The organism is Nocardia sp. FBN12 (assembly GCF_050320175.1).
GTDB lineage: Bacteria > Actinomycetota > Actinomycetes > Mycobacteriales > Mycobacteriaceae > Nocardia.
Genome location: NZ_CP190048.1, coordinates 3868319 through 3892888 on the forward strand (window position 1 = coordinate 3868319; position 24570 = coordinate 3892888).

At 69.2% G+C, this 24570-nt stretch carries 23 protein-coding genes; 6 read left to right on the forward strand and 17 right to left on the reverse strand.

Annotation, left to right across the window (positions count from 1 at the left end):
* Window positions 1–49 precede the first annotated feature (49 nt).
* The 4 genes from ACQHI0_RS18625 to ACQHI0_RS18640 form a co-directional block, all read right to left on the reverse strand.
* Entirely contained in the window at window positions 50–2122 is a 2073-nt protein-coding gene (locus ACQHI0_RS18625) for an iron ABC transporter permease (protein WP_427903140.1), read from the reverse strand.
* On the reverse strand, window positions 2122–3117 hold the full coding sequence (locus tag ACQHI0_RS18630; protein ID WP_427903141.1) for an ABC transporter substrate-binding protein: 996 nt from the start codon (window positions 3115–3117) through the stop codon (window positions 2122–2124). The genes ACQHI0_RS18625 and ACQHI0_RS18630 overlap by 1 nt, the downstream gene beginning before the upstream one ends.
* Before the next feature lie 54 nt (window positions 3118–3171).
* Window positions 3172–3984 carry an ABC transporter ATP-binding protein gene (locus ACQHI0_RS18635; protein ID WP_427903142.1) on the reverse strand — a complete coding sequence of 271 codons (813 nt, stop codon included), beginning with the start codon at window positions 3982–3984 and terminating at the stop codon, window positions 3172–3174.
* Between the two features lie 105 nt (window positions 3985–4089).
* Window positions 4090–6657: a DNA translocase FtsK gene (locus tag ACQHI0_RS18640; protein ID WP_427903143.1), complete on the reverse strand. Its 2568-nt coding sequence runs from the start codon at window positions 6655–6657 to the stop codon at window positions 4090–4092.
* Between the two features lie 286 nt (window positions 6658–6943).
* Between ACQHI0_RS18640 and ACQHI0_RS18645 the strand changes: the two genes are divergently transcribed.
* A complete protein-coding gene (locus ACQHI0_RS18645; protein ID WP_427903144.1) occupies window positions 6944–7336 on the forward strand; it encodes a DUF4189 domain-containing protein in 393 nt (130 codons plus the stop codon).
* 68 nt (window positions 7337–7404) lie between these two features.
* The gene (locus ACQHI0_RS18650; RefSeq protein ID WP_427903145.1) at window positions 7405–7941 is read left to right on the forward strand and encodes a hypothetical protein; all 537 of its coding nucleotides are present in this window, start codon (window positions 7405–7407) and stop codon (window positions 7939–7941) included.
* A 56-nt stretch (window positions 7942–7997) separates the two neighbouring features.
* Here the strand turns inward: ACQHI0_RS18650 and ACQHI0_RS18655 are convergent, their stop codons facing one another.
* The gene (locus ACQHI0_RS18655; RefSeq protein WP_427903146.1) at window positions 7998–10094 is read right to left on the reverse strand and encodes an RNase J family beta-CASP ribonuclease; all 2097 of its coding nucleotides are present in this window, start codon (window positions 10092–10094) and stop codon (window positions 7998–8000) included.
* Complete coding sequence (dapA, locus tag ACQHI0_RS18660) at window positions 10091–10999, reverse strand: 4-hydroxy-tetrahydrodipicolinate synthase (RefSeq protein WP_427903147.1); 909 nt, start codon at window positions 10997–10999, stop codon at window positions 10091–10093. The genes ACQHI0_RS18655 and dapA overlap by 4 nt, the downstream gene beginning before the upstream one ends.
* A gap of 114 nt (window positions 11000–11113) precedes the next feature.
* On the opposite strand from dapA, the gene ACQHI0_RS18665 reads away from it, so the two are divergent.
* Entirely contained in the window at window positions 11114–11560 is a 447-nt protein-coding gene (locus tag ACQHI0_RS18665) for a hypothetical protein (protein WP_427903148.1), read from the forward strand.
* Between the two features lies 1 nt (window position 11561).
* Here the strand turns inward: ACQHI0_RS18665 and ACQHI0_RS18670 are convergent, their stop codons facing one another.
* The 8 genes from ACQHI0_RS18670 to ACQHI0_RS18705 all read right to left on the reverse strand — a co-directional run bounded on the left by ACQHI0_RS18670 (window position 11562) and on the right by ACQHI0_RS18705 (window position 18410).
* Entirely contained in the window at window positions 11562–12761 is a 1200-nt protein-coding gene (locus ACQHI0_RS18670) for a winged helix-turn-helix domain-containing protein (RefSeq protein ID WP_427903149.1), read from the reverse strand.
* Window positions 12762–12800: 39 nt separating this feature from the next.
* The gene (locus tag ACQHI0_RS18675) at window positions 12801–13826 is read right to left on the reverse strand and encodes a hypothetical protein (RefSeq protein WP_427903150.1); all 1026 of its coding nucleotides are present in this window, start codon (window positions 13824–13826) and stop codon (window positions 12801–12803) included.
* Window positions 13826–15040 carry a sensor histidine kinase gene (locus tag ACQHI0_RS18680; RefSeq protein WP_427903151.1) on the reverse strand — a complete coding sequence of 405 codons (1215 nt, stop codon included), beginning with the start codon at window positions 15038–15040 and terminating at the stop codon, window positions 13826–13828. Before ACQHI0_RS18680 ends, ACQHI0_RS18675 begins: the two co-directional genes overlap by 1 nt.
* Window positions 15037–15711, reverse strand: a complete 675-nt coding sequence (locus tag ACQHI0_RS18685; RefSeq protein WP_427903152.1) for a response regulator — start codon at window positions 15709–15711, stop codon at window positions 15037–15039. Before ACQHI0_RS18685 ends, ACQHI0_RS18680 begins: the two co-directional genes overlap by 4 nt.
* A gap of 115 nt (window positions 15712–15826) precedes the next feature.
* The gene (locus tag ACQHI0_RS18690) at window positions 15827–16279 is read right to left on the reverse strand and encodes a flavodoxin family protein (RefSeq protein ID WP_427903153.1); all 453 of its coding nucleotides are present in this window, start codon (window positions 16277–16279) and stop codon (window positions 15827–15829) included.
* Between the two features lie 5 nt (window positions 16280–16284).
* Window positions 16285–16743 carry a hypothetical protein gene (locus ACQHI0_RS18695; protein ID WP_427909215.1) on the reverse strand — a complete coding sequence of 153 codons (459 nt, stop codon included), beginning with the start codon at window positions 16741–16743 and terminating at the stop codon, window positions 16285–16287.
* Between the two features lie 35 nt (window positions 16744–16778).
* A complete protein-coding gene (dapB, locus tag ACQHI0_RS18700) occupies window positions 16779–17525 on the reverse strand; it encodes a 4-hydroxy-tetrahydrodipicolinate reductase (protein ID WP_427903154.1) in 747 nt (248 codons plus the stop codon).
* A gap of 141 nt (window positions 17526–17666) precedes the next feature.
* Complete coding sequence (locus ACQHI0_RS18705; protein WP_427903155.1) at window positions 17667–18410, reverse strand: AraC family transcriptional regulator; 744 nt, start codon at window positions 18408–18410, stop codon at window positions 17667–17669.
* A 55-nt stretch (window positions 18411–18465) separates the two neighbouring features.
* Here ACQHI0_RS18705 and ACQHI0_RS18710 point away from each other — a divergent pair, with 55 nt between their 5' ends.
* A complete protein-coding gene (locus ACQHI0_RS18710; RefSeq protein WP_427903156.1) occupies window positions 18466–19680 on the forward strand; it encodes an MFS transporter in 1215 nt (404 codons plus the stop codon).
* A gap of 29 nt (window positions 19681–19709) precedes the next feature.
* On the opposite strand, the gene ACQHI0_RS18715 is transcribed toward ACQHI0_RS18710, so the two are convergent.
* Window positions 19710–20816, reverse strand: a complete 1107-nt coding sequence (locus tag ACQHI0_RS18715; RefSeq protein ID WP_427903157.1) for an alcohol dehydrogenase catalytic domain-containing protein — start codon at window positions 20814–20816, stop codon at window positions 19710–19712.
* Window positions 20817–20950: 134 nt separating this feature from the next.
* On the opposite strand from ACQHI0_RS18715, the gene ACQHI0_RS18720 reads away from it, so the two are divergent.
* A complete protein-coding gene (locus ACQHI0_RS18720) occupies window positions 20951–21346 on the forward strand; it encodes a VOC family protein (protein WP_427909216.1) in 396 nt (131 codons plus the stop codon).
* 40 nt (window positions 21347–21386) lie between these two features.
* Here ACQHI0_RS18720 and ACQHI0_RS18725 read toward each other — a convergent pair whose 3' ends face one another.
* Window positions 21387–22580 (reverse strand): MFS transporter, encoded by a 1194-nt coding sequence (locus tag ACQHI0_RS18725; RefSeq protein WP_427909217.1) that lies wholly within the window; start codon window positions 22578–22580, stop codon window positions 21387–21389.
* Window positions 22581–22687: 107 nt separating this feature from the next.
* Here ACQHI0_RS18725 and ACQHI0_RS18730 point away from each other — a divergent pair, with 107 nt between their 5' ends.
* Window positions 22688–23074: an ArsR/SmtB family transcription factor gene (locus ACQHI0_RS18730; protein ID WP_427903158.1), complete on the forward strand. Its 387-nt coding sequence runs from the start codon at window positions 22688–22690 to the stop codon at window positions 23072–23074.
* Between the two features lie 28 nt (window positions 23075–23102).
* Here ACQHI0_RS18730 and ACQHI0_RS18735 read toward each other — a convergent pair whose 3' ends face one another.
* Entirely contained in the window at window positions 23103–24434 is a 1332-nt protein-coding gene (locus tag ACQHI0_RS18735) for a M16 family metallopeptidase (RefSeq protein ID WP_427909218.1), read from the reverse strand.
* Window positions 24435–24570 lie beyond the last annotated feature (136 nt).

Below are 24570 nucleotides of genomic sequence, written 5' to 3' on the forward strand. Positions count from 1 at the left end.
CCGCGCGACCCCGATACTCCCCTCGGTCACCGAAATCGACTGCGGGAGTTCACACCTCCCTGGTGCGGTGCAGCAGCCACACCATGTACGGCGCGCCGACCAGCGCGGTGACGATGCCCACCGGAATCTCGGTCGGGGCGAGCAGCCGGCGACCGAGGGCGTCCGAGCAGACGACGAGCACCGCGCCGAGCACCGCGGCCATCGGCATCATGCGCGCGGTGTTGTTGCCCACGATGCGGCGGGCGAGGTGCGGTGCGACCAGGCCGACGAAGCCGACCGCGCCGACGGCGGCGGCCGTGCCCGCGGCCAGCACAGCGCCCGCACCGAGGACGAGCAGCCGGGCGCGTCCCAGATCGAGCCCGAGCGCGGGCGGCAGTTCCTCGCCGAGGGCGAGCAGGTTCACCGGCCGAGCGACGACCACGAGCAGCACCGCGACCAGGGCGGGCAGGACGAGCCAGCTCAGCGCCGAGAAGTCACGACCGTAGGTGCTGCCTGCGAGCCAGCCCAGTGCTGCCGCGAGGTTCATCTGCGCGCCGACCACGATGATGTTCACCAGGGCCATGGAGGTGGCGGCCGCGCCGAGGCCGACCAGGACCACCCGGGTCGGATCGAGGCCGGTCCGGCTGCCGCTGCCGCCGGCCACCAGCAGGACGAGTGCCAGCATCAGCACGCCACCGATGCCCGCCGCGGCGGGCAGGGCGGCCAGTGGCGCCGACGGGACCAACAGGATGACGGTGATCGCGCCGAGCGACGCCCCGCCGGTCACGCCGACGAGCCCCGGTTCGGCCAGCGGGTTGCGCACGACCGCCTGCACCGCCGCTCCGGCCACCGCCAAGCAGGCCCCCGCCAGCGCCGCCACCAGAATGCGCGGCAGCCGGAAGGACACCACCGCTTCGGTGATCTGCTCGGCGGAACCGAATACCCACGCGCCGATCTGGCTCCAGCTGATCTGGACGTCGCCCACCCGCAACGAAACGGCCATCGCGACGGCCAGGACGATCAGCCCGCCACCGAGCGCGACGGCGTACCGGGGAGCGCGACGCCGGTCGGACACCACGACGGCCGCACCGGTGTCGGCGTCGCCGGTACTCACCCGGCGGGCCAGTGCCATGAAGACCGGGCCACCGATCAGCGCCGTGACCACGCCCACCGGGATCTCGGAGGGCTGCGCGGCGGCGGGCGCCGCGATGAGCTGCGCGGCCGCGTCCGCGCCGAGCACCAGCACGGCCGACACCAGCGCCGCCATCGGAATGAGCAGCGCGTGCGCGCGGATGCCCAACTGCCGCACGATGACCGGGCCGATCAGTCCGACGAAGCCGATCGGGCCCGCGAGGGACACGGCCGACGCCGACAGCAGCACAGCGAGGAGGAACGCCGCGGGACGAATCCGTTCGACCCGGACGCCCATCGCCTGGGCCGTCTCGTCGCCGAGGGTCAGCAGGTCGAGCGGGCGCGCCAGGAACGGGGCAATCAGAGCACCGGCGACGACCACCGCGCCGAGCGTGAGCGGCCGTTCCAGACCGGACTGCAGCAGGGAACCGTTGCCCCAGAAGAACAGTCCACGGGTGGCCTGTGAGTCTAGTATCTGGAGGAACTCCGCCGCCGAGGTGGCGGCCATGGCGATGGTCGCCCCGGCCAGCAGCACCCGTCCCGGCGTCATGACGCCCCCACTGGTGAGCAGGTAGACCAGGGCCACCGCGACGAGGCCGCCGAGAAAAGCCGCGCCCCCGGCGGGGAGCGGACCCAGACTCACGCCGGTGAAGGCGACGAGCACCACCGCGAAGTACGCTCCGGCGTTCACGCCGAGCGTGTCGGGGGCCGCCAGTGGGTTGCGGGTCGCTCCCTGGACGAGCGCCCCGGAGACGCCGAGCGCGATGCCGACGACGAGCCCGGTCAGCGTACGCGGCAGACGGCTGCCGAGCAGGACGTCCTCGGTGCGGTCGTCGCCGTGGCCGAGGAGCAGGTCCACGATGTCGCCGAGCCCCACCCCGGACGCGCCGAGCCCGAGGTGAACCACACCGACCAGGCACAGGACGAGGGACAGGGCGCCGCCCATGAGCACAGCTCGTGGGCGGCGACCGAACGGACGGGCCACCGCGGCCGCCAGTGCTGCCGAGGACATCAGACCTTCAGTGCCTTGCCGGTCTCGTCCAGGATGTGCATGGCCGACAGCGGGCCGCCGAAGAGCCAGGTGCCCGGGTCGAGCGGCAGCGTCTTGCCGTTCTTGACGTACTCCAGGCCTGTCCACACCGCGTTGTCGGCGAGATCGCCGGTGAAGGGGTTGTCCTTGTCGGCCGCGACATAGAGGAAGGTGGCGTCCGTCTCGACCTGGGTGAGCCCCTCGACGCCGACCGTGGTCATCCCCCACGAGTCCGGCTTGCCCTTCCAGCCGTTCTTCAGCCCGGCGAGGTTCAGCAGCTGGGGCGCGATGGCATCGTCGGTGAGCATCCGGATCGATGCGACACCGTTGGCGGTGAATGCCTGTGCGAGCGCGTACTTCTGGCCGCCCTTGCCCGCCTTGCCCATCCGGGCCGCGAGGTCGGCGGCCTTGGCGTCGATCTGGCTGTTCACCTCGGCGGCCTTGTCCTGCTTGCCGACCGCCTTCGCCAGCTCGGTGAAGTTCTTCTTCATCGTGTCGAGCTGGGGGTTGGTGGTGTAGGTGAACGCCATGACCGGCGCGATGCCCTGGAGCTGAGCCAGGTTGGCCTTCGCCCGGTCGTTGTCGACGACGATGAGGTCCGGCTGCAGCGCCTTGATCTTCTCCAGGCTCGGCTCGCTGCGGGAGCCGACATCGGTGACCTCCGCGGGCAGGGCCGCCCCCTTCGCGGTGACCCAGGTGCCGTAGCCCTTGTTGTCGGCGTTGCCCGTCGGGGTGACACCAAGGGCGACGAGCTCCTCGGCGTAGGTCCATTCGAGTGTCACCACCTTCACCGCGGGCTTGTCCAGGGTGACCTGGCCCTGCGCGGTTTCGACCGTGATCGCGCCGCTCGCGGCCTTGTCCCCGCCCGACGGGTCGCCCCCGGCCCCACCGACCGTCCCTGACCCGCAGCCGACAGCGGCCAGCGCGAGTACTACGACGGAACTACCCGTCGCCAGGGCGCGCAGCATTCTCTGCATGGTGAATCTCTCCTTGTACTGGTGAAAAGCGGCGAACCTGGGTAAGCCGAGGATTCAGGAAGCGTCGGGGGCACCGGCCCGCTGCGGGAAACAGGCGAGATATCCGGTCGCCGGATCACGGACGACGCTCACGCGCAGGCCGAACGCACGCTCGATGACGTCGGGAGTGAGGACGTTGTCCGGGGTGCCCGCGGCCGCGATCGCGCCGTCGGCGACCACCACGACCTCATCGGCGTAGGCCGCGGCCTGCATCAGGTCGTGCAGCACCACGCCGCAGGCGATGCCGTGCTCCATGGCCAGCCGCCGCACGAGGTCGAGCACGTCGAACTGATGGCGCAGGTCGAGGTAGGTGGTGGGTTCGTCCAGCAGGAGCACGCCTGCCCGTTGCGCCAGCACCATGGCCAGCCAGGCTCGTTGGCGCTCGCCTCCCGACAACTCGTCGAGGCGACGCTCGACCAGCGGCGCCGCGTCGGCGACGTCGAGCGCCCAGTCGATCGCCTCCGTGTCCTCGTCGGTGTGCCGGGCGAGGGCGCCGCGATGGGCGTACCGGCCGTGCCGGACCAGCTCACGAACTGTCACCCCGGCGGGCGCCTGCGACGACTGGGGAAGAAACGCCAGGCGCTGCGAAAGAGCGCGGCGGCCGAGCGAACCGAGCGGCGCGTCATCGATGCGTACCGCACCACCGAGCGGCGGCAGGAGACCGGCGAGCGTGCGCAGCAGCGTGGACTTTCCGCAGCCGTTGGGGCCGACCAGCACCGTGATCTCCCCGGCCCGCAGCGACAGGTCCACCTGTTTCAGCACCGGCCTGCCCGCGTGCCCGACGTCCAGGTCCTTCGCTGCCAGGCGGACCTCACCCACGGACACCACGTTCGAACTCCCTCTGTCGGACCTACCGCGCAACCTTACAACTAAGGTGAGCCACACCTTAGTAGTACGTCAGTTCCGCGTGGGGCCCCAGGGGCGCAGGCCTACCTATTCGTCGTCGGCGGCGGCGGGGTCCCCGCCCCGAATCGACCAGAGCAACCCGTCGAGCTCGTCCGGCTTGATCAGCACATCGCGCGCCTTCGACCCCTCACTCGGCCCGACCACGCCGCGCGTCTCCATCAGGTCCATCAACCGGCCCGCCTTGGCGAAGCCGACGCGCAGCTTGCGCTGCAGCATCGAGGTCGACCCGAACTGCGAGGTGACCACCAGCTCCACGGCCTGCAGCAGCACGTCCATGTCGTCGCCGATATCGGGGTCGACGTCCTTGACCTCGCCGGCCTTGGCCGCGGTGACGCCCTCCTGGTATTCGGGTTCTGCCTGGGTCTTGCTGAACTCGACGACGGCCTGGATCTCCTCGTCGGAGATGAACGCGCCCTGCAGCCGGGTCGGCTTGCCCTGACCCATCGGCAGGAACAGACCGTCGCCCATGCCGATCAGTTTCTCCGCGCCCGGCTGATCCAGGATGACGCGCGAGTCGGTGAGCGAGGAGGTGGCGAACGCCAGCCGCGAGGGCACATTGGTCTTGATCAGACCGGTCACCACGTCCACCGACGGCCGCTGGGTGGCCAGCACCAGGTGGATACCGGCGGCACGCGCCTTCTGGGTGATCCGCACGATCGCGTCCTCGACGTCGCGCGGGGCGGTCATCATCAGGTCGGCGAGCTCGTCGACGATGGCCAGGATGTACGGGTAGGGCCGGTAGACACGTTCGCTGCCCAGCGGGGCGGTGATCTTGCCCGACCGCACATTCTTGTTGAAGTCGTCGATGTGGCGGACTTTGTTGGCCTGCATGTCCTGGTAGCGCTGTTCCATCTCCTCGACCAGCCAGGCCAGCGCGGCGGCGGCCTTCTTCGGCTGGGTGATGATGGGCGTGATCAGGTGCGGAATGCCCTCGTACGGCGTGAGTTCCACCATCTTCGGGTCGATCAGGATCATCCTGACCTCCTCGGGCGTGGCTCGGTGCAGCAGCGAGATCAGCATCGAGTTCACGAAGCTCGACTTACCCGAGCCGGTGGAACCGGCCACCAGCAGGTGCGGCATCTTGGCCAGGTTCGCCGAGACGAACTCGCCCTCGATGTTCTTGCCGAGGCCGATGACAAGGGGATGGTGGTCGTTGCGGGTGTGCGGCGACTTCAGGACGTCGGCCAGGCGCACCAATTCGCGGTCGGCATTGGGCACTTCGATACCGACGGCCGATTTTCCGGGGATGGGCGCGAGCAGGCGCACGTTCTCGGTGGCGACCGCGTAGGCGAGGTTGCGGGCCAGCGCGGTGATCTTCTCGACCTTGACGCCGGGGCCGAGCTCCACCTCGTAGCGGGTGACGGTCGGGCCGCGCACGAAACCGGTGACGGCGGCATCGATCTTGAACTGCACCAAGACCTCGGTGATCGCCTCGATCATCGATTCGTTGGCCGCGGAACGCTTCTTGGGCGGGTCGCCGTCGAGCAGCAGCGTGAGCGGCGGCAGCGTGTAGTCGCCGTCGACGACGCGGTCGGTGACGAATTCCGGTTCCGGTGGCGGCGGCGGGGTCTGGTCGACCGGCTTGGCCACCGGTCGCTTGCGCGCCGGTTTCGGTGCGGGGGCTGACGCATTCTGCGCGGACGCCCCCGGTTCCTCGATCGGCTTGGCATCGCGCAGGGGCGGCTCGCCCAGCGACTCGGTGACCGCGTCGGAGCCGCCGAACTCGTCGGGCGGGTAGTTGTCGTCGGGGTTGCGGCCGCGGCGACGGGTTCGGTTGCGGTGCACCGGGAATCCGTCGGCGTCGTAGTTGGCCGGATCGTAAGGGTCGGCGCCGTCGGCATATTCGCCGAGACCGAAGTACTCGCGCAGCCTGGTCGGCACCTCGCGCACCGTGGTGCCGGTGAGCAGCAACACACCGAACATCATGGCCAGCAACAGGATCGGTAGTGCGAGCCATGGTGTCAGGCCCTGCCCGAGCGGACCCCCGATCGCATAGCCCAGCGCGCCGGCCGCCGTGGCGCGCCCCTCCGCATCGGTCGGGGAACCGGCCGCCAGATGCCATATCCCCAGCGCGGGGAGCACTACGAGCAGCCCACCGAGGACCAACCTCGGCCGGATCTCCGGATGCGGTTCGGTGCGCATCAGCACCACCGCGAGCGCGACCAGCAGAATCGGCGCCAGCGCGGCCGCGGATCCGGCGATCGCGCGGACGACGTCCTCGAGGAAGCGCCCGACCGGCCCGCCCGCCGAGAGCCACATCGCGGCGGCGATGATCGCGCTCAACGCGATGAGCGCCAACCCGATTCCGTCGCGACGGTGCCCGTGCTCCAGTTCACCGGCCCGGCTCAACGTGCGGGTGGTGGCGCCGACACCGCGCGCCAACATGGTCCAGCTACTGCCGATACCGCGGCCGATCACCGCGAGCGGTGCGGTGTTGGACGCGCGTTTGACCGGCCTGCGGACGGGCGTGGTGCGTCCACGTGGGGCCGGCGTCGCGCGCGGTGTCGCCGAACGAGACCGCGCCGCAGGCGTGCGCCCCCTGGTCGATCCCGCCCGCGCACGAGAGGTCGTGGTGCTGCGGGACTTACCTGCCATGACCTCAGGCTAGCCGCTCGAGCACCTCCGAGACCATCCGCAACACTGGTCCCACCCCGCCTGCCGGGGTTATCCGGCCTGGATGCGCAGGTCGCGGCGCCCCGGTCAGCGCGGGGAAATCTCGCCGGGAACCGCGTTTCGCGGACCCGAACTTATCGAATCCTTGCCGATCTCCTCTATTTCGGCCGTTCTGGGCCCGCAACAGTGGCGCGAGCAGCACACCGGTCGGTACCTTGACAGCGCTCTATCGGGTCGTCGACCCGTGCTTATGAAGGGGAAGCTACAAGTGAAGAGATTGCTCACCAGCGCGGTCGTGCTGGGTGCCGCCACCGTCGCCATGTTCGCGGGGCACATCGCACCGGCGCACGCGCAGGCCGACAACTACGGCGCGCTCGCGCTGTCGCGCAACGGCGCATCCAGTATCAGCGCCAACTACGACAGCTACGCCGAGGCCGAGTCGGCGGCGATCAACGGCTGCCAGCGCAGCGGCGGGGGCGCCGGTTGCGACGTGAAGGTGTCGTGGCGCAACGGATGTGGCGCGCTCGCCGAATCGCGTCGCTCCTACAGCTGGGCGTCGGCACCGTCGCTGCGTGAGGCCAAGCGCAACGCGATCAACGCGAACCGTGGCGGCGCCGCCAACATCATCAACTGGAACTGCACCTCGGGCTACGGGGTCTAGTCGCCACTCGCCGGAGAATCACTCCGGCGACACCTTTTCATTTTTTGGGGAGATCAGTGAACAACCGCATGTTCAGAACGGCGGCCGCCCTGACGGTGGCCGCCGCCGCGTTCGGCCTGACCGCGTGCAGCAGCAGCGACGAGCCCGCCACCGCCGCGCCGACGACGACCGCCGGTGCCGGGTTCGAGGACGGCAAGAAGGTCGACGGCACCCAGGACGGTGACGCGCCGATGACCACCACCGTGCCGAACCTGCCCGCGCCGACCGTCGAGGAGCTCAACGCCCGCCTCGACAAGGCGCTGGCCGGTCAGCTGACCGACGACGAGAAGGCCGCCTTCATCGAGGATGCCGAGCGCGACCCGTACCTGGTCGACAAGTTCGTCGAGGCCGCGAAGAAGAACAATGTCACGGCCAAGATCACCAGCGTCGGCGCGCCTGCCGACGGCAAGGTGACCGCACCGGCAGACGTCACCATCGACGGCAGCCCGGTCAAGGGCGCGACGGTGGAATTCGTAGCGGCCGAAGGCGGCTGGCGGGTGTCCCACGAGTTCACCTGCAACATCGTGAAGTCGGCCAAGCTCGACTCCGCGGCCTGCCAGGCCTGAACGAACGAAAACCGCCGAGCGACGTTGTCGCCCGGCGGTTTTCGGCTATCAGCGGATCAGACGGCGACGACTGTCGGCACAATCATCGGGCGACGACGGTAGACGTCGGCGACCCAGCGACCCACCACCCGGCGCACGCCCTGGGCGATGCGATGGGTGTCGGTGATGCCCTCACCGGCCAGGCGCAGCAGCTCCGCCTCGACCAGTTCGTTGGCGCCGTCGAGCGCGGTGCGGTCGTCGGAGAAGCCGCGCCCGTTGAGCTCGGGCGTGCTCACCGCCTTGCCGGTGGTCGAGTCGATGACGATGGTGATCGAGATGAAACCACCCTCGCCGAGGACAAGGCGGTCCGACAGGGTCGACTCGCCGACGTCACCGACGGACAGGCCGTCGACGTAGACGTGCCCGACCGGCACCCGGCCGACGATGGAGGCGATGCCGTCGACCAGGTCGACCACCACGCCGTCCTCGGCCAGCATCACCCGCTCCTCGGGCACACCGGTCGCGATGGCCAGCGCGGCGTTGGCGCGCAGGTGCCGCCATTCGCCGTGCACCGGCATCGCATTGGTCGGGCGCACCGCGTTGTACAGGTACAGCAGCTCACCGGCGGAGGCGTGTCCGGAGACATGCACCTTCGCGCTCTGCTGGGTGATCACGGTCGCACCGAGCCGGGCCAGGCCGTTGACCACCGCGAACACCGAGTTCTCGTTACCGGGGATCAGCGACGATGCCAGCACCACCAGGTCGTCGGCCCGGATGTTGATCTGGCGGTGCTCGCCACGCGCCATCCGCGACAGCGCCGAGAGCGGCTCGCCCTGGGATCCGGTGGAGATCAGCACCATCCGGTTGCCGGGCAGGTTCGCGGCCTGGTCGAGGGTGACCACGACATTGTCGGGCACCGTCAGGTAGCCGAGGTCCTGCGCGATCTCCATGTTGCGGACCATCGAGCGACCGACGAAGCAGACCTTGCGGTTGTGCTTCTGCGCGACGTCGACCACCTGCTGGATGCGGTGCACGTGGCTGGCGAACGAGGCCACGATGACGCGGTTGGTGGCCTTGCCGATGACATTGTCGAGCACGCCACCGATCTCGCGCTCGGGGGTGACGAAGCCGGGGACCTCGGCGTTGGTCGAGTCGACCAGGAACAGGTCGACGCCCTCGTCGCCGAGACGCGAGAAGCCGGCCAGGTCGGTCAGGCGGCCGTCGAGCGGCAGCTGGTCGAGCTTGATGTCACCGGTGTGCAGCACCACGCCCGCGGGGGTGCGGATCGCGACGGCGAGCGCGTCGGGGATCGAGTGATTGACCGCGAAGTACTCGAGCTCGAACGGGCCGTGCACCGTGGTCTCACCCTCGGCGACCTCGCGCAGCTTGGGCTGCAGGCGGTGTTCGCGCGCCTTGGCCGCGACCAGCGCGAGGGTGAACCTGGCGCCGATCACCGGGATGTCCTGGCGCAGGCGCAGCAGGAACGGCACGGCGCCGATGTGGTCCTCGTGGCCGTGCGTGAGCACGACGGCCTCGACGTCGTCCATCCGGTGCTCGATGGGCCCGAAGTCCGGCAGGATCAGGTCGACACCGGGCTGCTGGTCCTCGGGGAACAGCACACCGCAGTCGACGATCAGCAGCTTGCCGCCGTATTCGAACACGGTCATGTTGCGACCGATTTCGCCGATGCCGCCCAGTGCGAACAGGCGAAGGCCGTTCTTCACCAGCTTCGGCGGCGCGCCCAGCTTGTCGTGGGCGGCCTTCTCGCGCGGCTCGGCCACCGGCGCGGAACCGCGACCGCGACCGCCACCCTGCCTGCCACGGCCACCGCCGCGGGACTGCTCGGCGGCGGGCTTGGCCTTGGCCTCGACCTTGCCCTTGGCCTCGGTGGCCTGCTTGGTCCTGGCACGGCGCGGCGCCGTCTTCTTCGCGGTGACGCGTTCCTCGGCGGCGTTCACCACGTCGGTGCCCGCTTCAGCGGCACCGACCAGGTCGGCCTCCGCGGTGATCTCGGCGATCGGTTCGGCGATCGCCTGCTCCTGCGCGGGAGCGGCCTTCGCCGGCGCCACCTTTTTCACCGCGGCCTGCACACTCTCCACAGGTGTCGGCTCGGGCGCACCGGCGGCACGTGATGCCGCACGGCGACGGGGCTTACGGGCTACGGGTTCGGTCATGCCGACACCCCCGCGGCCTGCAGGTCGAGCGCTAGCTCCTCCAGCTGTGCCTGCGTCGGCATCAGCTGGGGCAACCGGGGCTCACCTACGTCGATGCCGAGCAATCGGAGTCCTCCCTTACACATCGCCACACCTCCCAGGCGGGTCATGGCCGCGTACAGCGGCAGTAGTGTCGCGTTGATCTCTCGCGCCCTCGCCACGTCACCGGTGGTGTAGGCGTCGTGGATCTCGCGCAGTCGTTCCGGCACGAGATGTCCGATGACGCTGATGAACCCGACCGCCCCGACCGAGAGCCAGGGCAGGTTCAGTCCGTCGTCACCGGAGTAGAAATCCAGGTCGGTGGTCGCGATGAGATCGGCTCCGGAGACGAGATCGCCCTTGGCATCCTTCACCGCGACGATGTTGGGATGCTCGGCAAGGCGCCGGATCGTGTCGATGGCGATAGGCACCACCGACCTCGGTGGAATGTCGTAGAGGGTGACCGGCAGCGCAGTGGCATCGGCGACCGCGGTGAAATGCGCGATCAGACCTTCCTGCGTGGGCCGCGAGTAGTACGGCGTCACGACGAGCAGACCCTGCGCGCCCGCGTTCTCCGCGGCACGCGCCAGTTCGATCGAGTGCGCGGTGTCGTAAGTACCCGCACCCGCGACCACCGTGGCCCGGTCACCGACACCGTCGACGACCGCGCGGAGCAGATCAGCCTTCTCGGTTTCGGTGGTGGTCGGCGATTCGCCGGTGGTGCCCGAGATGATCAGCAGGTCGACCCCACGGTCGACCAGGTGTGCCGCCAGTGCGACACCGGCATCGACGTCGAGCTTGCCCGCAGCGCTGAAGGGGGTCACCATCGCGACACCTACCGTGCCGGACGCGCGCAGCTCCGTTGGCGTCGATTCACCGTTCGTCATGGTCAGAAAGGCTACCCGGTCGCCGGACGCGCCTCGACACCCTAGCGTCCGAAGCGGCGGCCGGTGGGTGGCTTTCACCTTGCGTGATGTCATATATGACGTCACACTGATGTCATGGATCTGAATGCTCATACCGCGCGCTTGCGCGAGGAACTGATCGCCGCCGCAGCGCTCGGCGACGAGAAAACGCAGGCCACCGCCGCCGCCCTCGCCGCCGCGGTGGAGAGTTCGAGCCGGCTGGTGCTGCTCTCGGCGCTGTCGGAACTGGCCGCCGAGATCAGTACCGAACTCGGTGACCGCACCGTGCACGTCCGTCTGGAAGGCACCGACGCGAAGGCCGACGTGCGCAAGAACACCCCGCCGGGGGACGAGGAACCGCAGACTTTCGAGGAGATGACCGGCGATATCAGCCGGGTGACCCTCCGTCTGGTCGAGCAATTGAAGTCGAAGGCGGAAGAGGCCGCCCAGCAGAACGGCCAGTCGCTGAACTCCTGGCTCTCCGGTGCCGTCAGCGGGGCGCTGAAGGATCAGATGCGCGGATACGGCGGCAAGGGCTGGTAAATCACAGCAGCGGGGCGAGGTCGCCGCGTTCGCCGATAACGACTTCGTCGAGTTCGAGCCAGTCGGCCATTTCCCGCAGCGCCCCGTGTAATGCCCGCGCGGTCTCGACCGTCGCGTAGCCCGGTTCGGCGAACGCGCCGGGGGCGAGCAGTCGGCCGGTGGCGCGTTCGGCGCGCAGATCCACCCGGCCGACGAGCTTGCCGTCGACGAGCAGCGGGAAAACGTAATACCCGTGCACCCGTTTGGGTTCGGGGGTGTAGATCTCGATCCGGTAGTGGAAGTCGAAGACCCGCTGGGTGCGCGGGCGGAAGAAGATCAGCGGATCGAACGGGCACAGCAGTGCGGTGCCGGTGATCCGGCGCGGGGTGGCGGCCTCCGGGTGCAGGTAGGCGGGCGCGTCCCAGCCGTCGACGTCGACCGGGAGCAGTTCGCCCGCGTCGACCAGGTCGGCGATCGCCGGGGCACTCTGGCGCCGGGCCAGGCGGTAGTAATCGCGCAGGTCGGCCTCGGTGCCGATACCGAGGGCCCGGCTGGATCGGCGGATCAGCTCGCGCACGGCCTCGTCCTCGCCGATCTCGCGGTCGCGGACATCGGCCGGGATCACCCGTTCTGCGAGGTCGTAATGGCGCGTGAACCCGACCCGGCGGGCGGTGGACAGCTCACCCGCGGCGAAGAGCTGCTCGCAGATCATCTTGGTATCGCTCAGGTTCCACCAGGTGCCCTTCGGACGCGGCTTGTCCAGCTCGAGATGACGTTCGATCTCCCCCGCGCTCGCCGCCCCCACCTCGGTGACGACGTCGAGGATGTCCTTGCCCAGCGTGGGATTACGTTCGACGACCTTGCGCATCCCCGACCAGCGCCCGTGCCGGTACTCCGCCATCCGCCAGCGCATCAACGGCCAGTCGGCGACCGGGATCAGCGCGGCCTCGTGCGCCCAGTACTCCACCAGCCCCCGGCGCGCCTTCGCGCTGTCACTCCAGGCGGCGCCGTCGAGCAGGCCGCGATCGTAGGGACCGATCCGGCTGAACACCGGCGCGTAGTGCGCCCGCACCACCGCCGAGACCGAATCTATTTGCAGCAGACGGGTTCTGGCGACCACATCGAGCACGGCCCGACGCTTCGGGTTGGTGGGCCTTCGCTTGCCGAAGCCCTGCGCGGCCAGCGCCGTTCGACGGGCCTGCGCCGCATTCATCCGCTGCATTGCCTCAGCCTGGCACAGAGGTCCGACAAGAACTGGGCCTCAGGTGGAGACCCGGACCTCGCCCGCGGTGTCGATCTCGGTCCGCCGATCCCCGCCCGGCGCGGCGGCCAGCACGGTCGCCACCCAGCGCCTGCCGACCGGCAGCACACGCACGGTCACCGAACCTGCTCCGGCCATGTCGAGTTCGTCCACCGCCGCCTCGATCACGTTGTGGCGCACCCATTCCGGCACCCCGCGGAAGCCGCCGTCGTCGAGCAGAGTCACCTCGACCCCCCGCGCTCGGGCCCCGCGCGCAGCGGCGCTGAGCCGCTCGGTGACCAGCTGCGGCGCCCGCAGCCCGTCGCGCAGTTCCGCTTCGAGCAGCCTGCACTGTTCGCGTTCGGTGTCGGTGAGCTCGATCCCCGCCGCGATGCGCGCGAGCAGCGGCCCCGCCACCCGATCGAGCGCCCCCAGCTGACGATCCCGCTCGGCGTTGGCGGCGGCCAGCGCGGCCTCCGTCGCCGCCCGGCGATTGGCCTCGCTGCGCAGCTCGCGCAGCGAACGCTGAGTGGGCGCCACGATGGACATGAACACTGTCACCGCGCCGACCGTGGCCACCGGGGTCAGCGCGCGCACCACCGTCTCGGGCGACCAGCTGGTGAACGCACCCATCGTGACCAGCACCGTCGCGGCCGCCGCGACCCCCAGCCAGGCCGACATGATCCGCCCGCGCAGCACCAGCATCGCCAGCAGATACGAGGTCGGATAGGCGGTCCAGAGCTGGTGGGCGAACCCCGTCGAACTCTCGAGCCACGGCACCGTCATCGCCATCGCGGCCGGGCCGGCGCACGCCACGAAGATCGTGGCAGGCCACGGCAGGGGATCCACCGGGAACACCAGCACCACCAGCGCCGCCACGGTCATCAGCACCAGTGCGCCGAACGCGGCCACGGGGGGCGCGATATCGAAGTTCACCCGCAGATACATCACGATGGTGGCCTCGAAGATCACCACGAACAGCCATGCGGTGCCGTCGCTGAGCCCGAACAGATCGCGCATCGCGAACGGCAGATCACGATCGACCATCAACTACCCCACACCAGAGTCACCACGGTCCCCGCGCCGGGCGCCGATTCCACGAAGGCCGCGCCACCGGCGAGCGCGCGCATCCGCCCCAGGATGCTGCCCGCGATCCCCATCCGATCGGCCGAGACCCGCGCCGGATCGAACCCGGCACCGTCATCGGACAGCACCACCCGGATGCCGCCCGTCGCGATCGTGACCGACACACCGCGCCGCACCGTCCGACCCGCGACGTCGGCGTGGCGCAAGCTGTTGCGCACCGCCTCCGTCAGCGCGGCACCGAGCACCTGCGCGGCGTCTATCGGCAGGCACAGATCGGCCGCGCGCCGCGAGGACACCTGCACCGGGACCTCGGCCGCCACCTCGCGCACGGCTTCACGCAGGAATTCGATGGTCGCGGCGGCGTCGAGATGGTCGATCTCGGGCACGGTCCGCGATTGCTCGAGCTGTTCGAGGGTGCGCGCGGCCTGATTGCGCAGCACCGACGAGGACTCCTGCGCCCGCGAGGCCTCCAGCAGCGTGGAGAGCACCGCGTCGTGGATGAGCGCCGCGAACCGCGCGCCCTCGCGTTCCCTGGCCGAGGTCGCCGCGACCGCCGCCGCGCGGCTGCGCTGCCGGACCGCTTCCCGGTCGACCCGCTCGGCCGCGGCGCGCGCGTACACCACACACCACAGGAACAGCGCGGCGACGCCGAGTCCGCGGGTGATGTCACCGAACAGGGCCCACGTCGAACTGTCCGGCACCACAAGGGCATTCGAGACGCTGGTCGCCACGGCGAGCAACGCCCCGAAGACGGCCGCACCACGGCGTGACCAGGCCAGGCCCGCGGCCATCACGCCCACCGCCATCCCGCGGTAGGGCCAGGACGCGAAGGAACCGATGGTTACCACCGAATACACCAGCGGCGTCGCCAGGGTGGCCGCGAGGTAGCACAGGGCGGCCACCGCGGCGGTGCGCCGGATCGCGGCCACGGGACCGCGCGCCGACACGATCGCCAGCGCCGCGAACACCAGGTAGGCACCAAGCAGATGCGTTTCCGGCCATACCGACTGATTGACCGGCTGCACCAGGATCGCGGGCAGCTCCAGCACCATCACGATCATCGCGCCGGTCCCGATACACAGCCCGAGCCTGCGCAGGATCTGGTCGGTCGCCGCCCGCGAGAACTCCACGTCGCCGACCTGTGCGGGCGCCGTCGCGACCGCGAGATCACTCACGTGCGTTGCTGCCTCTCCGGCACGGGCAGCCACCCGTCCTCGACGGCCCGCTTGTACAGATCGGTCTTGGTCGGTGCTGGTCGGCCCGCATCGGCGTATTTCTGCCGGATGCGGCCCAGGTAGTCGTTCACGGTCTGTTCCGACAGCCCGGTGAGCCGGGCCACCCGCGACGCCTTCTCCCCCGAGGCGTACAGCATCAGCACTTCCTCCTGACGCGGGCTGAGCCCGACGTCGGAGAGCTTCGGATCGCCGTCGATGGCGGCGGCCCAGTCGGTGGTCACCACCTGCTCGCCCGACGCGGCCCGGCGCACCGCCGCGACCACCGTCGCCACGCTCTCGGACTTGCGCAGCACGCCCAGCACGCCTGCCTTGGCGGCGGAGCGGACCAGGAAGGCGTTGTCGGCGCCGGTGAACACCAGCACCTCGATCCCCCGGTCGCGCAGCGCGGTGACATTGTCCTCGGGCGATGATCCGTCGGGCAGCCGCAGATCGAGGACCACGAGATCGAGATCGGTCGTCTCGGCGAGCAGCCCGGCAACGGACTCCGCCACCGCCACCAATTCCAGATCGGGTTCGGGGCCGAGCATGGCCGCCAGCCCGATCGCCACTGACTCGTGGTCCTCGACCAGCCCGACCCGTCGCACCGCGTGCGTCTGCTCCAACTCGCTCACCGACCACTCCCCATCCTCGAACACCCACCGCGGCCAGCCCGCAACACTTCGGTCTCGAGTTCTACCGCATCCCGAGCCCCCATGTCAGCCCACCAATATTCGGGGCGGGGGCGCCTCAGTCCATCAGACCAGCGGCGACGGTCGCACCGAGTTCCCAGCATTTCTCCAGATCGGCCTTGCTGGGCGGTCCCGACACGACGACCGACTCGGCCGCGCGCTGCCACCCCAACCCGGTGGTGATCCGCTCCACGCCGGTCTCGGCGCCTTCGGTTCCCTCGTTCCCGTGCAGGTAGAGGCCGTAGGGGCGCCCACCGGTCGAGTCGAGGCAGGGGTAGTAGATCGTGTCGAAGGCGTGTTTGAGCGCACCGCTCATGTAGCCGAGGTTGGCCGGGGTGCCGAGCAGGTAGCCGTCGGCCTCGAGCACGTCGACGGCGGTCACCGCCAGCGCGGCCCTGCGGACCACCTCGACCCCTTCGATCTCCGGGTCGCTCGCCCCGGCGAGGACCGCTTCGAACATCGCCTGGGTGTGCGGCGACGGGGTGTGATGGATGATCAGCAACCGGGCCATGATCGCTATTCTCCCGGGTCGCGTTCCAGCTTTTCCAGGGCCACCGCGCGGCGCATGGTGTCGCGGGCGCGGCCCCGGTCACCGGCGTAGTCGTAGGCGCGGGCCAGCCGGTAGGAGGAGCGCCAGTTGTCGGGGTCGGCTTCCCATTCGGTCTTGATCTGTGCGAACAGCGCGTCGGCCGCGTCGCGTTCGATCCGGCCGGAGGGGCGACGCGGCAGGTCGGAGGTGTCGACCTCGAGGCCCTCCTCGTGGATCCGCCGGGCCAGGCGTTGATGAGCGAACGCCGCGCTCAATGTCGCCCACAGGATCCAGACCCCGACCACCGGCAGCAACAGCATGCCGATGCCGATCGTGATCCCCGCGAACCCGCCGTCGGCGATGTAGGCGATGGCAAGGCCGCCGAGCCGCACAAAGTAGTACAGCAGGGCGATCACCAGGAACACAACGACCGCAACGGTTTTCATCACCTGCCGGTCAGGTCGCTGCGTGTCGGAGTCGCTCACAGATCGAGGAACGGGTCGAGCCCGACGGTCAGACCCGGGCGTCCGGCGATCTCGCGGACACCGAGCAGCACGCCCGGCGCGAACGAGGACCGGTCGATGGAATCGTGGCGGATGGTGAGGGTCTCGCCCTGCGTGCCGAACAGCACCTCCTGGTGGGCGACCAGTCCGGCCAGCCGCACCGAATGCACCCGCACCCCGTCGACGTCGGCGCCGCGAGCACCCTCGAGTTCGGTGGTGGTGGCGTCGGGACTGATCCCGACTCCGGCCTCGGCGCGCGCGGCGGCGATCACCGCGGCGGTGCGGTAGGCGGTGCCAGAAGGCGCGTCGGCCTTGTTCGGGTGGTGCAGCTCGATCACCTCGACCGAGTCGAAGAACCGCGCCGCCTGCTCGGCGAACCGCATCGACAGCACGGCGCCGATGGCGAAGTTCGGCGCGATCAGCACCCCCACCTCGGGCCGCTGCGCCAGCTGCCCACGCACCTCGGCGAGGCGAACCTCGTCGAAACCGGTGGTGCCGACGACCGCGTGGATACCGTTCTCGATCAGGAACTTCAGGTTGCCCATCACCACATCCGGATGGGTGAAGTCGACAACCACCTGGGTCCCGGCCTCGGTGAACGTCTCGAGCGCGTCACCCTTGTCGACCTGCGCCACCAGCTCCAGCTCGGGCGCCGCCTCCACCGCCGCGCAGATCGCCTGCCCGACCTTGCCGCGTGCTCCGAGCACTCCGACCCGAATGGTCACCGCATCTCCTCGTCCTCGACTCGCATTGCCCCTCGAAGCCTATCGAGCACCCAACCCGACCGCGGCGCCGACCTCGATGCCCTGATCACCACGCCAGTCACGAGCGAGCAATCGTGGGCTCGAGCGAACGGCGGTCGGACACTAGCGAGCTCGCAACGTTCCGGGGGTGTGTCCGAAGGTGCGGCGGAAGACATCGATGAACGCACTGGCCGAGGACCAACCGCACAGGTGTGCCACGGTGGTTACCGGAGTGTCCTCGGCGAGCAGGACCAGGGCTCTGTACAGGCGCAGTTGGGTGCGCCATTGCGGAAAGCTCATGCCGAGATCGGCTTTGAAGAGGCGCGACAGGGTGCGGTCACTCGCACCGACGTGCCTGCCGAGAGCGGCCAGTGTTCGGTCGTCAGCCGGGTTCGCGTGCAGGATCTCGCACACTGCGCGCAGTTGAGGGGTGGTCGGCGTGGGCAGATGGAGAGGCTGTTGGGTCGAGGCTCGCAGTTGATCGAGCAGTACCGCGCGGAGTCGTCCACGTTCGGGGCTGTCGTCGTCTGGGTCGCGCGTGTAGGCGGGGATCAGTTCCCGTAGGAGGGGGCCGACTGTGAGCACGGTGGGCTCGTTCAAGCCGAGCGGATTGCCCGCGGTTGGAAGGCCGACCAGGTGCAGTTCGAGTTCGCCGTGCGCCTGATGCGCGTGCATGGTGCCCGCGGGAACCCAGATTGCGCGGGTGCTCGGTGCGATCCACGTACCAGCGCTGGTTGTCACGGCCAATACGCCGCGACCCGCGTACACGATTTGGTGGTCATCGTGCCGATGCGCGTCGATGGCGCCGCCGGGTACCAACCATTGGGCGCGGGTCGGCGCTCTCGGCACGTGGCGGATTTCCGTCATCAGATGGCAGTTTATCGGAAGCGCGACACGATGCTGCTGGATGAGCATGGTGGACGTGGCAAAGAATCGATCGATCATCCTGCTTTCGACCAGTCACGCTTGCGTGGACATCTACCAAGGTGCGGTCGCCGCACTCGTTCCGTTCTTCGTCGCCGAACACGCCTACAGCTACGCCGCGGTATCGGGCATCGTCCTCGCCGCGTCACTGCTGTCTTCAGTCGCCCAGCCGGTGTTCGGTCTGCTCACCGACCGCTGGGCCATGCCGTGGCTTCTTCCGGTCAGCACGATCCTGGCCGGACTCGGCATCGCGCTCAGCGGGCTGAGTGGCTCCTATGCCCTGACACTGGCGTTCGTGGCGGTGTCCGGGGTCGGCGTTGCCGCCTATCACCCGGAATCCGCTCGCGTCGCACGGCTCGTCAGCCGGGGAAGTCACAGCGCCATGGGCTGGTTCGCCCTCGGCGGCAACCTGGGATTCGCGGCAGCGCCACTCATGGTCACGGCCGTCGCCGTGCTCGGCGGTCTGCGCCTGTCGCCCCTGCTGATGGCGCCGGCGCTGGCAGGCAGTGTGCTGTGCTTGCCTGTCCTGCGCGCACTGCGCAAGCCGGCTCCCACGGCCTCGGGCATCGCCGTCGGTAGCGACGACAAGGCATCGTTTGTGAAACTGTCGCTGGCCGTTGCCTTCCGGTCCATCGCCTTCGTCGGCCTGAGCACTTTCATCGCGCTCTACGCACAGCAACGGCAAGACGGGAGCGCGGGCGCAGGCACCGCAGCCCTGTTCGTGCTCTACCTCGGCGGCGCAGTGGGTTCGGTGCTGGGCGGCAGGCTGGCGGACCGCTGGGATCGCGTCATCGTTGCCCGCTGGTCCTACCTGCTCACCATCGCTGCCATCGCCGGGATCGTGTTCGTCCCGGGCCCCGCGATGTTCCTGTTCGTCGCAGCTACCTCCGTGGGCATGTACGTTCCCTTCTCCCTGCAAGTCACCCTCGGTCAGGACTACCTTCCCACGCGCCCAGGCACCGCAAGCGGGATCACGCTCGGCCTGACCGTCAGCATCGGTGGCCTGGCCAGCCCTCTCATCGGCGGCATCGCTGACGCGACCTCCCTGCAAACCGCACTGATACCGCTGATCTCGATGCCCGCTCTGAGCTGGTTGTTGTTCCGCACCCTGCCCGAACCCGTCACGCCGACACCCATTTCGGCGGAGTCGACCGTCGATTTGCGCCGAAATACACACTCGGACGCGCGATCGTTCGTGAAGGACCCTGTCTGACCGCCACCAGCCTGCAGCCCCGCAGGCTGTCAGTCGAAGACGATGACCTGTCGTAGCGCCGCGCCCGCGGCAAGGTCGTCCATGGCCTGGTTCACCTGGTCGAGGCCGATGCGCGAGGAAACGAGCCGTTCGAGTGGCAGCTTGCCCTCGCGCCACATCCGCACGTACTCGGGGATGTCACGGGCGGGGACCGCCGAGCCCAGGTAGCTGCCGATGATGGTGCGACCCTGCGCGACCAGTGCCAGGGGGGAGACGGTGGCGGTGGCAGTGGGGGCGGGCAGGCCGACCGTCACGGTGACGCCACCGGGTGCCGTTGCGGCAACCGCGGTTTCGAACGCGCGTACGTTGCCCGCCGCCTCGACCACTACGTCGGCTATGACGCCCTGCTCGGCGATCTCGCCCGGCGTGCACGCTACCGTCGCACCGAATTCGCGGGCGAGCGCGAGCTTTTCGGGAACCGTGTCGACGGCGATCACGTCACCGAGGCCGAGCGAGACCGCGACCAGCACCGTCGCCATTCCCACTCCGCCGAGCCCGACCACCATGATCCGGTCTCCCGCACCGGGTTTCGCCGCGTTGAGCAGCGCGCCGCCGCCGGTGAGCACCGCGCAGCCGAGCACCGCCGCCAGCTCCGGCGGCACATCGTCGTCGACCGGCACGACCGAGCGCCGGTCCACCACCGCGTGCGTCGCGAACCCCGAAACGCCGAGGTGGTGCTGCACGACCTCACCGTCGCGGGTGAGCCGTCGCCCGCCGCCGAGCAGTTCGCCCGCGTTGTTGGCCACGCTGCCGGGTCCACACGGCGTGCGCCCGTTGCTCGCACAGCCCGCGCAGTCACCACAGCGCGGCAGGAACGTCATCACGACCCGCTGCCCTGGCGCCACATCGGTGACGCCGGCACCCACCGATTCGATGATTCCGGCGGCCTCGTGGCCGAGCAGCATCGGTACCGGACGCACCCGATTGCCGTCCACCACGGACAGATCCGAATGGCACAGCCCGGCCGCTTCGATCCGCACCAGCAGTTCACCGGGGCCCGGTTCGGCCAGCTCCAGGTCGCAGACGGTGATCGGCTGCGAATCGGCGAACGGCGCCGGGTCGGCGATCCGTTCCAGAACGGCTCCACGAATCTTCATGCTCGCGACGCTACCGCGAGAGCCCTTTACAGGTTCCGGGATCTGTCGCTAACCTCGATCTCGGTGATGGTGCTCCTGTCGGCCGCCTCGTACCGAGCCCAGGGTCGGTGCCATCACGAACAAGGAGAAATCCCCTGTCAGTGCAGTTCAATCACACCATTGTCGGATGTCACGATAATCGGGAAACCGCCGAGTTCTGGGCGGACATCCTCGGGTTGGACGTCGGAAAAGAGTGGGGGCCGTTCATTCCGATCGCCCTCGAACACGGTGCCGCCTTCGATTTCGCGAAGGTGCCGCCGTTCATTTCCGAGATCCAGCCCCAGCACTACGCGTTCCTGGTCTCGGAGGCCGAGTTCGACGCGGCCTACGCCAAGATCCAGCGCTACCGGCTGGACCACTGGGCCGACCCCCAGCAACACGGGGTCAACGAGATCAATCACAACGACGGCGGTCGCGGCGTCTACTTCCTCGACCCCAACGGCCACTTCCTGGAACTGATCACCGTTCCCTACGGCGGTTGGCCCGCGTAGTCACACAGGCCGGTCCCTGCCGGGACCGGCCTGTCCGCGATTACGCGAGTTCCGCGGCCGCGCGGGTCCCGCGCAGGCCGAGCAGCGCCGCACCCACACACGCCACCGCGACGGTCACGATGAACCAGGGGAACACCGTGGTGAGGCCCCAGGTCGTTGCCGCCCAACCCGCGGCCAAGGTCGGCAAAGCCATCGCCGAATAGGCCAGCAGGTAGAAGGCCGACATCGTCTCGCCACGGCGATGCGGCGGCACGACTTCGGAGAGGTGGCGCAGCGACCCACCGAAACCGAGCCCGAAGGTGGCGCCGAGGATCAGACCCGCGAGCACCACGACCGCGGGCTGCTTCGTGGCCAGCGCCGGAATCGTGGCGAGCAGGGACGCCGCCATGCCGAGATCGCCGATCATCGCGGCGCGACGGGCCGGAATACGGGTGGCCAGCAGCTGGACCAGGGCGGCCGACAGCGCGGTGCTCGCCACCACGACGCCACCGAACACCAGGTTGTGCATGCCGGTCTTCGCCGCGGCCAGCGACGGGTACAGCGACAGCAATACGCCCAGCACCGACCAGGCGGCCATCACACCGATCGCCGAGAACCAGAAGTCGGACCGGATCTCTTGCGGGACAGACGGTTTCGAAATGGTGATCCGGGACTTCACCCGAGCGGTGTGCGGTTCACGCAGCGCGAGAATGCCGGCGCCCGCGGCCAGGCACACGACAGTGATCACTACATACGGTGTACGCAGCGGCGACGGCGCGTACTGGGCCAGCACCGCGGTGCCGAGTACCGCGACGGCGATGCCGACGTTGAACGCGACACCACTGAGCTGCCCCGATCGCGCACCACGCTCGGGCCGCAGATCCAGCAGCGCCGCGGCACCCGCGACGACCGTGGCGCCGACGGCCGCGCCGTGTAATGCCCTGGCCAGCAACAACATCGGGACCGAATCGGCGAGCAGGAACACGACCAGCCCGAGGATCATGGTGGCGAAGGCGCCGATCATCACCGGCTTGCGGCCGACCACATCGGAGATCCGCCCGGATACCAGCACCGCGCCGAGCGCCGCGAAGGCGTACACGGCGAACACCATGGTCGTGGTCAGCGGCGACAGGTGCCACTCGGTCTCATAGATGCCATAGAGCGGCGCGGGCGCCCCGGAAACCCCGAGCGCCACCGCACTCGCCGCCAGGACGAGCCCGTACGCCCAGCGCTGCCCGGCCTCGACCGGCGCCATCGTTGTCGCTGCCACTTCCTGCCCCCATCAGCAGAGTTTGATAACCATCGAACGAGACTCAGGCTACGCCGAGTATGATGACTATCAAACCCCCAGTGAGGTAATTCATGACACAGGCTAAAGATATTGCGGCAGCGCCGACCATACCCGTCGCCGCGCTGCCGACCGTCCTTGGCGCCCTGCACGACCCCGTCCGGCTGGAAATGGTCCGCCGCCTGAGCAACGCCGCCGCCCCCATCCGCTGCGCGGCCCTCTACGACGCGATCAACAAATCCACCGCGACCCACCACTTCAAGATCCTGCGCGAAGCAGGCCTGATCGAACGCCTGACCATCGACGGTCAGACCTTCCAGAACCTGCGTGCCGACGCCATCGAGCGCGCCCTTCCCGGCCTACTCCCCTCGATCGTCGACGCCGCCAACCGCGCGGGCGCGTCCGAGGAGGCCGTCCACGCGCCCGACCGCCAAGACCCGGTTGCCCACGACGGCCAGTGAGCCGTACCGGCGCGGGTAGTCGTTCAGGTCAGCGCTCGACGAGCTTGCGCACCGAGGCCGGGAGGTCGCGGGTGCGCTGGTACGGGCCAGAGACCGCCGCACCGTAGGGACGGGCGAGCAGCGTGCGGGCGATCTCGCTGACTTCGTCGGTGGTGACGGCGTCGATGCGGGCCAGGGTCGCCGAGACACTGCGATGGTTGCCGTAGCTGAGTTCACTGCGCCCGATCCGGTTCATCCGGGAGGCCGAGTCCTCGAGACCCAGCACCAGCCCACCCCGCAAAGAGCCCTTGGCCCTGGCACATTCGGCGTCGGTGACACCGTTGACCGCGACATCCTCCAGCACGTCGCGCGCCAAAGTGGTGACCTGACCCAGATTTTCGGGTTGGCAGCCGAGCGAGACCGAGAAGGCCCCGGTGTCGGCGAAGGTGTCGACGCTCGAGTACACCGAGTACGCGAGGCCGCGCTCTTCCCGAATGCGTTGGAACAGACGGGAACTCAGGCCCCCACCGACGATCGTGTTGAGGATCGACAGTGGCCAGCGCTGCTGGCCCTCGTGCCTGCCGAAGGCCCGCACCCCGAATGCGAGGTGGGTCTGTTCGCTGTCCCGATCGATCCTGATCAGCCCCGGTGCGCCCTGCGCGCGGAACTTGCCTTCGCGACGCGGCGCGGGTTCGGCGGCGGTGTCGAGATGCGGTCCGAACGCGCGGTGCACCAGTTCCACGACCCGCTCGTGCTCCACATTGCCCGCGACCGCGACCACCATGCGTTCGGGCCGGTAGCGGCGCTGATGGAAGCCGCGCAACTGCGCTGCCTGCATGTTCTCGATCGATTCGACGCTGCCGATCACCGGGCGCCCGATCGGGTGGTCGCCGAACATGGCGGTCAGGAAGGAATCGGCGACCAGGTCCTCGGGGTCGTCGTCGCGCATCGCGATCTCTTCCATGACCACCTGGCGCTCCACGTCGACGTCGACCGCGCGGCACAGACCGTTGAGCACCACGTCGGAGACGAGGTCGACGGCCAGCGGCAGATCTTCGTCGATGACGTGGGCGTAATAGCAGGTCTGTTCTTTGGCGGTGAAGGCGTTGAGTTCGCCGCCGACCGCGTCCATGGCCTGGGCGATATCGAGGGCGGTTCGCGTCGGCGTCGCCTTGAACAGCAGGTGTTCGAGGAAGTGCGCGGCGCCGGCCACGGTCGGGCCTTCGTCGCGCGAACCGACGCCGACCCACACCCCGATGGACGCCGAGCGCACGCCGGGCACGTGTTCGGTGACCACGCGCAGGCCACCGGGTAGCACGGTGCGACGCACCCCACCGTTGGTGGAGACATCGTCAGCGGGTTCGGTACTCGACTCGGTCAACTTCGGTTTCGTCACCCGATCCCCAATTGCGGTGTCCTCATCAGAGTTGGTATCCGACCCGGTGTGCTTGGACCTCGTCACCCGATCCCACCGGACGGCTGTGCTGGCATGGTTCCTCAACCTCTCGAAACGGGTA